This is a genomic window from Cellulomonas wangleii, from assembly GCF_018388445.1.
Lineage (GTDB): Bacteria > Actinomycetota > Actinomycetes > Actinomycetales > Cellulomonadaceae > Cellulomonas > Cellulomonas wangleii.
In genome coordinates this window covers 1,825,903-1,838,623 of record NZ_CP074405.1, presented here as the reverse complement: position 1 = coordinate 1,838,623, position 12,721 = coordinate 1,825,903, and the positions used below count along the sequence as shown (strand labels likewise).

15 protein-coding genes are annotated in these 12,721 nt (G+C 74.5%); 5 read left to right on the top strand and 10 right to left on the bottom strand.

The features are described from left to right. The first annotated feature begins 29 nt into the window (after positions 1-29). The 3 genes from KG103_RS08470 to KG103_RS08460 are packed head-to-tail and all read left to right on the top strand — an operon-like array spanning position 30 to position 2,108. On the top strand, positions 30-701 hold the full coding sequence (locus tag KG103_RS08470) for a biotin transporter BioY (protein ID WP_207342100.1): 672 nt from the start codon (positions 30-32) through the stop codon (positions 699-701). Beyond that, positions 698-1,426 carry an energy-coupling factor ABC transporter ATP-binding protein gene (locus KG103_RS08465; protein ID WP_207342101.1) on the top strand — a complete coding sequence of 243 codons (729 nt, stop codon included), beginning with the start codon at positions 698-700 and terminating at the stop codon, positions 1,424-1,426. The genes KG103_RS08470 and KG103_RS08465 overlap by 4 nt, the downstream gene beginning before the upstream one ends. Before the next feature lie 46 nt (positions 1,427-1,472). After that, the gene (locus KG103_RS08460) at positions 1,473-2,108 is read left to right on the top strand and encodes an energy-coupling factor transporter transmembrane component T family protein (RefSeq protein WP_207342102.1); all 636 of its coding nucleotides are present in this window, start codon (positions 1,473-1,475) and stop codon (positions 2,106-2,108) included. Positions 2,109-2,148: 40 nt separating this feature from the next. On the opposite strand, the gene KG103_RS08455 is transcribed toward KG103_RS08460, so the two are convergent. Continuing rightward, on the bottom strand, positions 2,149-2,568 hold the full coding sequence (locus KG103_RS08455; protein ID WP_207342103.1) for a DUF3817 domain-containing protein: 420 nt from the start codon (positions 2,566-2,568) through the stop codon (positions 2,149-2,151). Positions 2,569-2,661: 93 nt separating this feature from the next. Between KG103_RS08455 and KG103_RS08450 the strand changes: the two genes are divergently transcribed. After that, positions 2,662-3,963, top strand: coding sequence for an alpha/beta fold hydrolase (locus tag KG103_RS08450; protein ID WP_207342104.1), 1,302 nt, complete (start codon positions 2,662-2,664; stop codon positions 3,961-3,963). 106 nt (positions 3,964-4,069) lie between these two features. Beyond that, positions 4,070-4,939: a KPN_02809 family neutral zinc metallopeptidase gene (ypfJ, locus tag KG103_RS08445; protein WP_207342105.1), complete on the top strand. Its 870-nt coding sequence runs from the start codon at positions 4,070-4,072 to the stop codon at positions 4,937-4,939. A gap of 49 nt (positions 4,940-4,988) precedes the next feature. Here ypfJ and KG103_RS08440 read toward each other — a convergent pair whose 3' ends face one another. The 9 genes from KG103_RS08440 to KG103_RS08400 all read right to left on the bottom strand — a co-directional run bounded on the left by KG103_RS08440 (position 4,989) and on the right by KG103_RS08400 (position 12,571). Further along, a complete protein-coding gene (locus KG103_RS08440) occupies positions 4,989-5,312 on the bottom strand; it encodes a hypothetical protein (RefSeq protein ID WP_207342106.1) in 324 nt (107 codons plus the stop codon). A 210-nt stretch (positions 5,313-5,522) separates the two neighbouring features. Next, a complete protein-coding gene (locus tag KG103_RS08435; RefSeq protein ID WP_207342107.1) occupies positions 5,523-5,882 on the bottom strand; it encodes a metal-sulfur cluster assembly factor in 360 nt (119 codons plus the stop codon). Next, entirely contained in the window at positions 5,879-6,394 is a 516-nt protein-coding gene (sufU, locus tag KG103_RS08430) for a Fe-S cluster assembly sulfur transfer protein SufU (RefSeq protein ID WP_207342108.1), read from the bottom strand. Before sufU ends, KG103_RS08435 begins: the two co-directional genes overlap by 4 nt. Continuing rightward, complete coding sequence (locus KG103_RS08425) at positions 6,391-7,743, bottom strand: SufS family cysteine desulfurase (protein WP_207342109.1); 1,353 nt, start codon at positions 7,741-7,743, stop codon at positions 6,391-6,393. The genes sufU and KG103_RS08425 overlap by 4 nt, the downstream gene beginning before the upstream one ends. A gap of 111 nt (positions 7,744-7,854) precedes the next feature. Next, complete coding sequence (sufC, locus tag KG103_RS08420) at positions 7,855-8,619, bottom strand: Fe-S cluster assembly ATPase SufC (RefSeq protein WP_207342110.1); 765 nt, start codon at positions 8,617-8,619, stop codon at positions 7,855-7,857. Between the two features lie 22 nt (positions 8,620-8,641). Beyond that, entirely contained in the window at positions 8,642-8,974 is a 333-nt protein-coding gene (locus KG103_RS08415; RefSeq protein ID WP_089798786.1) for a non-heme iron oxygenase ferredoxin subunit, read from the bottom strand. Further along, positions 8,971-10,278, bottom strand: a complete 1,308-nt coding sequence (gene sufD / locus KG103_RS08410; protein WP_207342111.1) for a Fe-S cluster assembly protein SufD — start codon at positions 10,276-10,278, stop codon at positions 8,971-8,973. Before sufD ends, KG103_RS08415 begins: the two co-directional genes overlap by 4 nt. Continuing rightward, positions 10,278-11,735 (bottom strand): Fe-S cluster assembly protein SufB, encoded by a 1,458-nt coding sequence (sufB, locus tag KG103_RS08405; protein ID WP_278186618.1) that lies wholly within the window; start codon positions 11,733-11,735, stop codon positions 10,278-10,280. The genes sufD and sufB overlap by 1 nt, the downstream gene beginning before the upstream one ends. After that, positions 11,732-12,571: a helix-turn-helix transcriptional regulator gene (locus KG103_RS08400; protein WP_207342112.1), complete on the bottom strand. Its 840-nt coding sequence runs from the start codon at positions 12,569-12,571 to the stop codon at positions 11,732-11,734. The genes sufB and KG103_RS08400 overlap by 4 nt, the downstream gene beginning before the upstream one ends. Between the last annotated feature and the right edge of the window lie 150 nt (positions 12,572-12,721).

The window sequence follows — 12,721 nt, the reverse complement described above, 5'->3', positions numbered from 1 at the left end:
ACCGTCCACCCCACCGGCCGGAGACGCCCATGTCCAGCACTTTCCCGCACGACGACGGCGCGCGGACCGTGTCGCCCGTGCCCGGCTCGGTCGTCGCCGAGGTCCTCGGCGACCCTCCCGCACCGCGGACCGTGCGCCGTACCAGCACGGACGTCGCGCTCGTGGCCACGTTCGCGGCGTTCGTCGCCGCCTGCGCGCTGGTGCCGGCGATCCCGACGGGGGCGGGTGTGCCCATCACGCTGCAGACGTTCGGGGTCGTCGTCGCGGGGCTCGTGCTCGGCGCGCGACGCGGGTTCCTCGCCGTCCTGCTGTACCTGGTCGTGGGTCTGGCCGGTGTGCCCGTGTTCGCCGAGATGACCGGCGGGCTCGGTGTGCTGGGCAAGCCGTCGGTCGGCTACCTGCTGGCGTTCCCCCTCACCGCGGCGGTCGCCGGGTGGCTCGGCGGGCTCGCGCTGCGCGCCCGCCCGGCGTGGCGCTACCCGCTGCTCGTCGCCGCGGGCCTGGGGTCGTCCGTCCTCGTGACGCACCCCGCGGGCGTCGTCGGGCTGATGGCACGCCTCGGCCTGGGCCCCGCCGAGGCGCTCGCGATCGACGTCGTCTACTGGCCCGGCGACGTGGTGAAGAACGTCCTGGCGGCGGCCGTGACGCTGGCGGTGCTGCGCGCGTTCCCCGACCTGCGCGGCGGCCGGCGCGCGGCGTGATCGAGCTCGACGCGGTCGAGGTCACCGCCTGGTCCCCCGACCCCGCCGGTGGCCCGGACCGCGTCGTGCGGCTGCTGGGGCCGGTGTCGCTGCGCCTGGCCGAGCGGCGGGTGGCCGTCGTGGGGGCCAACGGCTCGGGCAAGTCGACGCTGGCGCGCCTGCTCAACGGGCTGGTGCTGCCGTCGGCCGGGTCGGTGCGCGTCGACAGCCTCGACACGGCGACCGACGGGGCTGCGGTCCGACGGCGGGTGGGGTTCGTGTTCACGGACCCGGACGCGCAGATCGTGATGCCCACGCCGGCCGAGGACGTCGCGCTGTCGCTGCGCCGCACCGTGCCTGACGCCCGCGAGCGCGAGGCGCGCGCGATGGACGTGCTCGCGCGCTTCGGCCTGGCGGACCGCGCGCACGTGTCCGTGCACGCGCTGTCGGGCGGGCAGCGCCAGCTCCTGGCCCTGGCCGCGGTGCTGGCGACCGAGCCGGCCGTGCTGGTCTGCGACGAGCCGACCACGCTGCTGGACCTGCGCTGGCGCACGCACGTGGACGCGCTGCTCGCGTCGCTGGAGCAGCGGGTCGTCGTGGTGACGCACGACCTGGAGGCGGCCGCACGTGCCGAGCGCGTGCTCGTGGTGGACGACGGCCAGGTCGTCGCCGACGACGCGCCGGGACCTGCCCTCGCCCACTACCGGGATCTCATGGGCGCGTGCGACGCCGAGGTCGTGCGGTGAGCGGACCGCGGCGCGCCCGGGCGCGGCGCGGTCCGGCAGGCCCGCGGTGAGCGCGGGACGGCCGCAGCGCGCACCCTGGGCCGGTCCGCTGGGGCTGCACCGTCCCGGCACGAGCGCGGTCCACCGCGCGCCCGCAGGCCTCAAGCTCGTCCTGCTCGCCGCCGCCGGTGCGGTCCTCGTCGTGCGCACCGGGCCCGCCGCGGCCGCCGTGGGCCTGCTCGTCGTCGTCGCGCTCGGCGCCCTGGCCCGCACGCCGTGGCGCACGTCGGTGCGCGGCCTGGTCCCGGTGCTGCTCACGGCCGCCGCCCTCGGCGGGTACCAGACCTGGGCGCGCGGCGCGGCGTACGGCGCGGAGGTGGCGCTGGACCTGCTGACGCTCGTGCTCGCCGGCACCCTCGTGACGGCGACGACCCGCGCCGACGACCTGCTGGCCGTCGTCACCCGGGCGGCGCGGCCGCTGCGCCACGTCGGGCTGCCGCCGGAGACGGTGGCGCTGACGGTCGGCCTGTTCCTGCGCACCGTCCCGGTGCTCGTGCGGGTCACGGGCGAGGCGCGGGACGCCGCGCGGGCGCGCGGCCTGGAGCGGGACCCCCGGGCGGTGGTCGTGCCGGCCGCGGTCCGGATGGTGGGGCACGCGCGGACGACGGGCGACGCGCTGGCGGCGCGCGGGCTCGGGGACTGAGCCCGCACCGGCAGGTGCGCGCGGGCCCGCGCGGCGCGTGTCAGGTGCCGGGCACCGCCGCGAGGTCGTCGTCGGTCGGCACCGGGCGGGCGAGCCGGCCGGTGCGCCGCAGCCACCGCTCGAGCGGCAGCGTGACGAGCGGCGGCACCGCCGCCGCCAGCGCGAGCCCGGCCACCCACCACGGCCAGCGCAGCCGCACGGCGGCGACCAGGGCGACGACCACGTACAGCAGGAACGCCCCGCCGTGCAGGCGCCCGAAGACCGCGACGCCCAGCTCGGTGGTCTGCGTGACGTGCTTGAGGACCATGCCGACGAGCAGACCCGCCCACGTGAACGCCTCGACGAGCGCGACGACGGCGAACAGGCGCCCGACGCGGTCGACGGGACGCACGGGAGCGGCGCCGGCAGGCACGGACGGGGACGCGGCCGGGACGGACGGCGCGGGGGTGGACGCGGGCATGCGGTCGCTCCTGGGGTCGGGGGTGGAGGTCCATGCTCTCCCACGGGCGGGCGTGGACGGGAACCGGCCCGCGGTGCGGCCCGTTACGGGGTCATGACGACACGGGACGGTCACGCGGACGGCAGGACGGGGCAGGGCTCGGGCGGACGGGACGCCGCTCGCCGCGCGGCGGTCGAGCGCGCCGCGCGCGGGGTCCTCGCGCACGGCGGGGGGACGGTGGACCGGCCGGTCCACGGCGACACCCTCCCGCTGGCCTACGTCCGTACCGCTCCGCGCGGTGACGCCCCTCCGCTCGTCGTCGTGCCGGGCGGGCCGGGGCTCGCGTCGGTGCTGCCCTACGTGGCGCTGCGCGCCGAGGCCACCCGCCGCGGGCTCGACGTCCTCATGGTCGAGCACCGCGGCATCGGCCTGTCGCGCCGCGTCCGCGCAGGCGGCGACGTGCCGGCCGAGGCCGTCACGGTCGCCGCGGTCGTCGACGACCTGGTGGCGGTGCTGGACCACGCCGGCGTCGAACGTGCCGTCCTGCTCGGCGCCTCCTACGGGTCGTACGTCGTCCAGGCCTTCGGTGCCCGCCACCCCGACCGCGTCGCCGGGATGGTCCTCGACTCCCCCGTCGTGGCCCCCGCGGACGACCTCGCCGCGGCCCGGGCGCACCGGCGACGCATCCTGTGGGACGGCGACCTGCGCGCCGGTGACGACCCGGCGCTGGCGGGCGTCGCCGACGCGGTCCGCTCCCTGGCGGACGACGTGCCGGCGGCCGAGCTCGCCCACGTCGTGCAGGTCGTGCACGAGTTCGCGGGGCCGCAGGTGCTGCACCGCCTCCTCCTCGCCCGGCGCGCCGGACGGCTGCGGGCGGTGTGGGACCGGGTCGCGACGCTCGGCAGCGGGGAGGTCGACGGGGCCGGGCAGCCCTTCGTCATGGAGCCGGACCTCGTCGCGCGGATCATGGACGACGAGCTCGGGTTCGCGCTGCCGCCGGACGGCGGTCCGCTCGACCCGCAGCTCGCGTTCGCGGACGCCGCCGCCCGGCACGCAGCCCGCGGCGGGGCCGGAGCGACCACCCCGTTCGACCTGCCGGCGGCGCTGCCGGCGTTCACCTGGCCCGTCGCCGTCCTGTCCGGCGACCGCGACCTGCGGACGCCGCGGCCCGTCGCCGAGCGGGTCGTCGGGCTCGCTCCGGACGCGGTCCTCGTGCCGCTCGCCGGCACCGGCCACAGCGCGCTCGACACCCACCGGGCCGCCGCCCTCCTCGCCGCCCGCGCGGTGGCGGCCGGTGCTGCGCGCCGCCTGCCGGACCTGGCGCCACGTCTCGCCGCGCTGCCTCGGCGCGGTCCGTCGAGGCACGTGGGGACCGCGCTCTCGGCGGTCGTGCGGGCGACGACGCGACGCCCCTGACGTCGTCGCCGCGCACGCGGCTGTGGCGCCGTCGCCGCACGGGGAGTGCCGGACGGCTGTCCAGCGTCGCCGCGCGCGTCCGTGACCTCGGGGCTAGCGTGTGCGCGTGACATTCAGCGAGGGTGGCAGGTTCGAGGGCGGCCGGGTCAAGCGGCACGGGCGTGGCGGCGCCGTGGCGGCCGGCGGCGGCGGGCTCGTCGGCATCATCGCGCTGGCGATCTTCCTCTTCACCGGCCAGGACGTGTCCGGCGTCCTCGGTGCCGAGGGCGGCGGCGCGAGCGCACCCGTCGACGAGGTCGGTGAGTGCACCGCCGAGCAGGCGAACACCGATCCCCTGTGCCGCTACTCCGCCACCCTGGAGGCGCTGGAGGTCTACTGGGGGGCGACGGTCCCGGCGGGGACGGCCTTCGCCCCGGCCCAGGGCCACGAGTTCTCGGGCGGCATCGCGACCGGCTGCGGCCAGGCGTCCTCGTCGACCGGCCCGTTCTACTGCCCGGCGGACCAGGGCATCTACCTCGACGTCACCTTCTTCGACCTGCTGCAGCAGCAGCTCGGCGCGCAGGGCGGACCGCTGGCGGAGATGTACATCTACGCCCACGAGTACGGCCACCACATCCAGAACCTCACGGGCGTGTTCGACTCCGCCGACCGCGGCGGGAGCGGCGCCGAGTCGGACTCGGTGCGCGTCGAGCTCCAGGCCGACTGCTACGCGGGGATGTGGGTCGGCGACGCCGCGACGCGCGAGGACCCCGAGACCGGCGTCACGTACCTGCAGCCGCCGACGCGCGAGGAGCTCGCGCAGGCGCTCGACGCCGCAGCCACCGTCGGCGACGACCACATCCAGCAGCAGTCGGGCGGCGTGAACCCCGACACCTGGACCCACGGCTCCAGCGAGCAGCGGCAGAAGTGGTTCACCATCGGCTACGAGCAGGGCTCGCTCGCCGCGTGCGACACGTTCGCCGCGTCCGAGCTCTGACGCCGCACACGGACGGCCGAGCCCGTCGACTCCGGGCGAGGCCGCGCGCTCAGTCCAGGTACGAGTAGACGCGGTCCACCCAGCGGAAGCGGCGCGAGTCGATCTCGTGGCCGATCATGCAGACGACGGCCGCGATGACGATCACGCCGTACATGATCGTGGCACCGCCCCAGAACCCGGCGGCCCTCGGCTGGCCGATGAGCGGCGCGATCACCGAGCCGGTACCGCCGGCCACAGCCGCGCACGCGAGGCAGGCGACGGCGACCGAGAGTCTCCGCAGGCCGTAGAGGACGGGGCCGGCAAGCAGGTGCCGGATCTCAGCCCGTCGCGACACACCGTCGTCGTCGGCAGGGTGCCGTCCTCCGGTGGTCATGACCGAGAGTGTCGCAGGCGCTCCCCGGGCTGTCGTGCGACGCGTACCCACGCGGCCACACCTCGGCTCTCCCACCCCGAGGTCCCCGCGGTCCGCCCGACCACGGAGCGTGCGACGAGGACGACGATCGCGCGACCCGTCCGCCCGGTGCCCGTCGCACGCCGAAGGCCCCGACCAGCGGGCCGGCCAGGGCCTTCGGGTGTGGCGTGCTCAGATGTTGAAGCCGAGTGCCCGCATCTGCTCGCGGCCGTCGGGCGTGATCTTCTCGGGGCCCCACGGCGGCATCCAGACCCAGTTGATGCGGAACCCGTCGACGACGCCCTCGAGCGCCTGGGCCGACTGGTCCTCGATGACGTCGGTCAGCGGGCACGCCGCCGACGTGAGCGTCATGTCGATGACCGCGGTGTTGGTCTGGTCGATGACGACGCCGTAGACGAGGCCGAGGTCGACGACGTTGATGCCGAGCTCGGGGTCGATGACGTCGCGCATCGCCTCCTCGACGTCCGCGGCCGTGGCGGCGCCGGTCGTGGGCGCGGTCGTGGGCACGGGCGTGGTCTCTTCGGTGGTCATGCGTCCTCCGTCGTACGGGCTCCGGACAGGATGAGGGCGTCGGCCAGCGCGACCCAGCCGAGCTGGGCGCACTTGACGCGCGCGGCGTAGCGCGAGACGCCGGTGAACGCCGCGGCGTCCCCGAGGACCTCCTCGGCGTCGTCGCCGATGCCCGCGCCCTGGGACTGCATCAGGTCGCGGAACGTCGCGGCGAGCCGGTCGACGGTCGGCAGGTCCTGCCCGACCACGAGGTCGTGCAGGACGGACGCCGAGGCCTGCGAGATCGAGCACCCCTGGCCCTCCCAGGCCACGCCGCGCAGCACCGGGACGTCACCGGTGGTGTCGACGTCGACGTGCATCGTGATCTCGTCGCCGCAGGTGGGGTTCACCTGGTGCGAGGTCGCCGCGCACGTGCCGTGGTCGGCCGCAGCCACCCCGACGGCCGTCGCACCGGCCGGCAGGCCCCTGCCGTGCGGGTGCTTGGCGTGGTCGAGGATGACCTGCTGGTACAGCTGCTCCATGGCCGAGCTCACGCGGGCCTCCCGTCCGTCGTCGTGTCCTGCAGACCGAAGAACGTCCGGACCCCCGCCAGGGCTTCCCGGAACGCGGCGACGTCGTCGTCGGTCGTGTAGACCCCGGCGCTCGCGCGGGCCGTGGCAGCCACGCCGAACCGGCGGTGCAGCGGCTGCGCGCAGTGGTGGCCGACACGCACGGCGACCCCGGCGTCGTCGAGCACCTGGCCCACGTCGTGCGCGTGCACGCCGTCGACGACGAACGACACGGCCGCGAGCCGGTCGACGTTCTCGGTGGGGCCGATCACGCGGACGCCGGGCACCGACGCCACGGCGTCGAGCAGCAGCCCCGCCACGTGGTGCTCGTGCGCCGCCACGGCCGGCATCCCGAGCTCGCCGAGGTACTGCGCCGCGGCGCCCAGCGCCACGGCCTGCGAGACCATCTGCGTCCCGGCCTCGAACCGCTGCGGCGGCGGTGCGTAGGTCGTGGCCTCCATCGTCACGACCTCGACCATCGAGCCGCCGGTCGTGACCGGCGGCATCGCCTCGAGCAGCTCGCGCCGCCCGTACAGCGCGCCCACCCCGGTGGGGCCGTACATCTTGTGACCCGAGAAGGCGGCGAAGTCCACGCCCAGCGCGGCGAGGTCCACCGGCAGGTGCGGCACCGACTGGCACGCGTCGAGCACGGTCAGGGCCCCGACCTCGCGGGCGCGGGCGACGAACGCCTCGACCGGCGTGACCGCGCCCGTGACGTTCGAGGCGTGCGTGAAGGCGAGCACCCGCGTGCGGTCCGTGACGACCGTCGCGAGGTCCTCGGTGCGGATCCGGCCGTCGTCGTCGACCCCCAGCCAGCGCAGGGTCGCCCCGGTGCGGGCCGCGAGCTCCTGCCACGGCACGAGGTTCGCGTGGTGCTCGGCCTCGGTGACGACGATCTCGTCACCGGCGCCGAGCGCGAACCGCCGGGCGGCCTCTCCCCCGCGCCCCAGCGACGCGTTGGACATCGCGTACGCCACGAGGTTGATCGCCGCGGTCGCGTTCGACGTCCACACGAGCTCGCCGGGCGAGACACCGACGAACCCGGCGACACACGCCCGGGCGTCCTCGAACGCCTCGGTGGCCTCCTCGGCCAGCTGGTGCGCACCGCGGTGCACGGCCGCGTTGCGGCGCACGTAGAAGTCCTGCTCGGCGTCGAGGACGACCTCGGGCTTCTGCGACGTCGCCCCGCTGTCGAGGTACACCAGCCGGCGCCCGTCGCGCAGCGTCCGCTCGAGCAGCGGGAAGTCGGCCCGCACGGCGATGAGCTCGGCGGCGGACAGCGTCGTGCCGCCGGTGGGGCCGGCCGGGACGAGCGGCTCGAGCGTGCTGGTCATGTGTCCTCCGGGCGGGCGGCGGGCGCCCGCGGGTGCGTGCGACGGGGTGGTCGCCCGGGGGCGACCGGTGCGGCGGCCGACGGGGTGCTCCCGGCGGCCGCCGCGACGGGCTCAGACCGAGGTGCCGGCGGCGAGGAAGCGGTCGTAGCCCTCGTTCTCGAGGCGCTCGGCCAGCTCCGGGCCACCCTGCTCGGCGATCCGGCCGTCGACGAAGACGTGCACGAAGTCCGGGGTGATGTACCGCAGGATGCGCGTGTAGTGCGTGATGAGCAGGACGCCCACGTCGCCGCCGGCCTTGACGCGGTTGACGCCCTCGGACACGACGCGCAGGGCGTCGACGTCCAGACCGGAGTCGGTCTCGTCGAGGATCGCGAAGCGCGGCTTGAGCAGCTCCATCTGGAGGATCTCGTGGCGCTTCTTCTCACCACCGGAGAAGCCCTCGTTGACGGAGCGCTCGGCGAAGGAGGCGTCCATGCGCAGGTCGTCCATCGCGGCACGCACGTCCTTGACCCACGTGCGCAGCGGCGGCGCCTCGCCGGAGATGGCCGTCTTGGCGGTGCGCAGGAAGTTCGACACCGAGACGCCCGGGACCTCGACGGGGTACTGCATCGCGAGGAACATGCCCGCGCGGGCGCGCTCGTCGACGCTCATCGCGAGGACGTCCTCGCCGTCGAGCAGCACGGTGCCCGACGTGATTTCGTACTTCGGGTGCCCGGCCAGCGAGTACGCCAGCGTGGACTTGCCGGACCCGTTCGGGCCCATGATCGCGTGGGTCTCGCCGCTGTTCACGGTGAGGTCGACGCCGCGGAGGATGGGCTTGGCGCCCTCCTTCGTCTCGACGCTGACGTGCAGGTCGCGGATCTCCAGGGTGGACATCTGGGGGTACTCCTCGCAGGTTTCAGAGCGGCGCGTCGACGTCGACGAGCACACGCTCGCCGTCGACGGTCACGGGGTAGACGGGGACGGGGCGGATCGCGGGCGGCGACAGCGGCTTGCCGGAGCGCAGGTCGAACCTCGACCCGTGCAGCCAGCACTCCACCGTGCAGTCCTCGACCTCGCCGTCGGACAGGGAGACGGCACCGTGCGAGCAGACGTCGCTGATCGCGTGCCAGTCACCGGACTCGTCGCGGACGACGGCGACCTCGACAGGTCCCGCCTCGCCCTCGAGCTCGACGCGGAGCGCACCGGCGACCGGCACGTCCGCGGTGTAGCAGGCCAGCTGGGCGCTCATGCACGCTCCGTGGCGGCCGCGGCCTGCGAGCCCTCGACCTGCGGCACGCCGAGGATCGCGCTCATCGACTTCTCGAGCTCCGCGTCGATCGCGGCGACGAGCCGCTCCTCGACCTCGGGCACGCCGATCTCCTGGATGAGCTCGGCGAAGAAGCCGCGCACGACGAGACGGCGGGCGTCCGTCTCCGGGATGCCACGGGCACGCAGGTAGAACAGCTGCTCGTCGTCGAACCGGCCGGTGGCGCTGGCGTGGCCGGCGCCCTCGATCAGACCGGTCTCGATCTCGAGGTTGGGGACCGAGTCCGCGCGCGCGCCGTCCGTGAGGACGAGGTTGCGGTTCAGCTCGTACGTGTCGGTCCCCTCGGCGGCCGCGCGGATCAGCACGTCGCCGACCCAGACCGTGTGGGCGCCGACGCCCTGCAGGGCACCCTTGTAGGTGACCCGGGACACGCAGTTCGGGACCGCGTGGTCGACGAACAGGCGGTGCTCCTGGTGCTGGTCCGCGTCCGCGAAGTACAGGCCGAGCGCCGTGACGGACGCACCCTCGCCGACGAACTCGGTGTCGGGCGTGATGCGCACGACGTCGCCACCGAGCGTGACGACGATGTGCTTCACGGTCGCATCGCGCCCGATCCGCACCCGGTGGCTGGCGGCGTGGACCGAGCCGGCGGCCCAGTCCTGCACCGACACGACCGTCAGGTGCGCACCGTCCTCCGCGACGATCTCGACCGTCTCGGTGAGGTTGGCGTGCCCGACGTGGTCGAGGACGACGACGCCCTGCGACATCGGCTCGGCGTGCAGCAGCAGGTGCGCCGCGGTCGGCTCGAGGGGCGCGTCGGCCAGACCGGCGCCCTCGATGCCCTCGACGACGACCGAGGTGACCTTGGAGGAGACCGACTCGCGGGGCAGCGTCACGACCGTCGCGCGGTCGAACGACGCCCACGCGGTCGCGGCGGCCCGGTCGCCCGGCTTGCCGGCGGTGCCGAGACGCACGTCGTCGCGGTCGACGATCTCGACGCGGACCTCCGGCGACTCGACGACCGTCGTGAGGACGCCGCGACCGGTCAGCACGCCGTCGCTCGCCGCGGCGAACAGACCGGCGAACCGGTCGACGGGCGCGAAGCGCCACTCCTCCTCGCGCCCGGTGGGAACGGGGAAGTCCGCGACGTCGAAGGACGTCGGACGCGACGCGCGCGACGCCTCCGGCACGATCCCGCCGTGCGTGTGCGCGCCGTCGGCGGTCGCGCGGGAGTGGTCCGTCGAGAGGCCCTCGCTGGGGCCCTGCTCGTTCGTGGTGGTCGACATCAGCCGACGGCCCCTTCCATCTGCAGCTCGATGAGGCGGTTGAGCTCGAGCGCGTACTCCATGGGCAGCTCACGGGCGATGGGCTCGACGAACCCGCGCACGATCATGGCCATGGCCTCGGTCTCGGTCATGCCTCGGGACATCAGGTAGAACAGCTGGTCCTCGCTGACGCGGGAGACCGTGGCCTCGTGGCCCATCGACACGTCGTCCTCGCGGACGTCGACGTACGGGTACGTGTCCGAGCGCGAGATCTGGTCGACCAGCAGTGCGTCGCACAGCACGTTGGACGCCGAGTGCTCGGCCCCCTCGAGGATCTGCACGAGCCCGCGGTACGACGTGCGACCGCCCCCGCGCGCCACCGACTTCGACACGATGGACGAGGACGTGCGCGGCGCCGCGTGCACCATCTTGGAGCCCGCGTCCTGGTGCTGGCCCTCGCCGGCGAACGCGATCGACAGCGTCTCGCCGCGCGCGTGCTCACCCATGAGGTAGATCGCCGGGTACTTCATGGTGACCTTGGAGCCGATGTTGCCGTCGACCCACTCCATGGTGGCGCCCTCGGCCGCGGTCGCCCGCTTGGTCACGAGGTTGTACACGTTGTTCGACCAGTTCTGGATCGTCGTGTACCGCACGCGGGCGTTCTTCTTGACGATGATCTCGACCACCGCGGAGTGCAGCGAGTCCGACTGGTAGATCGGCGCGGTGCAGCCCTCGACGTAGTGCACGTACGAGCCCTCGTCGGCGATGATCAGCGTCCGCTCGAACTGGCCCATGTTCTCCGTGTTGATGCGGAAGTAGGCCTGCAGCGGGATCTCGACGTGGACGCCCGGCGGCACGTAGACGAACGACCCACCGGACCACACGGCGCTGTTGAGCGCGGCGAACTTGTTGTCGCCGGGCGGGATCACGGAGCCGAAGTACTGCTCGAAGATCTCCGGGTGCTCGCGCAGAGCCGTGTCGGTGTCGAGGAAGATGACGCCCTGCTCCTCGAGCGACTCCTGGATCTGGTGGTAGACGACCTCGGACTCGTACTGCGCGGCGACGCCCGCGACCAGGCGCTGCTTCTCCGCCTCCGGGATGCCGAGCCGGTCGTACGTGTTCTTGATGTCCTCGGGCAGGTCCTCCCAGCTGGTGGCCTGCTTCTCGGTGGACCGCACGAAGTACTTGATGTTGTCGAAGTCGATGCCCGACAGGTCCGCGCCCCACCAGGGCATGGGCTTCTTCTCGAACAGCCGCAGCGACTTCAGACGCGTCTTGAGCATCCACTCGGGCTCGTTCTTGAGCCGCGAGATGTCGCGCACGACGTCCTCGGACAGGCCGCGGCGCGCGACGGCGCCGGCGACGTCCGGGTCGTGCCACCCGTAGGTGTAGTTGCCGATCGAGGCGATGGCCTCGTCCTGGCTCATCGGCTCACCGGTCGCCGGCCGGGTGGCCGTGTCGTCCGTGGGTGCGCTCATGGTGTCGGTCCTTCCGTCGAGTGCACGGGGGCTGGGGAGGGCTGGGGGGTCGGTGGTCGGCCGTGCCGACCGTCCGGCGGCCGCGCGGGGTGGTCGGGCGCCTCGACGGCGTCCGGCGGCGACGACCGGCCGACACCGGCGGGGATGCTCGTGGTGCACACGTGGCCCCCCGAGCCGAGCGTGGACAACCGCTGCACGTGGACGCCCAGCATCCGGCTGAATGCCCGGGTCTCGGCCTCGCACAGCTCGGGGAACTGCGCCGCCACGTCCTGGACGGGGCAGTGCCCCTGGCACAGCTGCACGACGGTGGTCCCGGGGACGGGGCGCGCCGACGCGGCGTAGCCGTCGTCGGCCAGGGCCCGGGCGAGGGCGTGGGCACGGGCGGCGACGTCCTCACCGGCGGCGTCGACGACGTCCGCGTGCCGCGCCTCCAGCTCGGCCACACGGTGCTCGGCGAACTGCCGCACGGCGCGCGGGCCGGCCGCGTCGGCGAGGAAGTGCAGCGCGTCCGTCGCGATCTCCGCGTACCGCTGGGTGAGGACGGCCTGCCCCTGCCCGGTCACGACGTAGCGCCGCGCGGGCCGGCCGCGACCGCGCGACCCCGCGGGGCCGACGTGCACGGCCACCTGGTCCGCCAGCTCGAGGGCCTGGAGGTGCCGGCGTACGCCCGCGGCGGCCAGGTCGAGCGCGGCCGCGAGGTCAGCGGCGCTGACCGGACCGTCGGAGGCGACGAGCTGCAGGATCCGACGGCGGGTGGAGGCGTCGTGCTCGCTCGCGGCGTCGGCGCTGCGGTCGGCGTCGGCGCTGCGGTCGGCGAGGGGTGTGGACCCGGTCATGCAGCACCTCCCCGCGACGTCGAAGACCTCGACCCGCTACGGGCGTCGGCGTGGGCACGACTGCACCCGATATCGGCAACATCCTTGTTGCCGAAATCCATCCACGCAAGCAAGGTGAGCCTTCGTGACGTGCACGTCGCACGGGGAGCC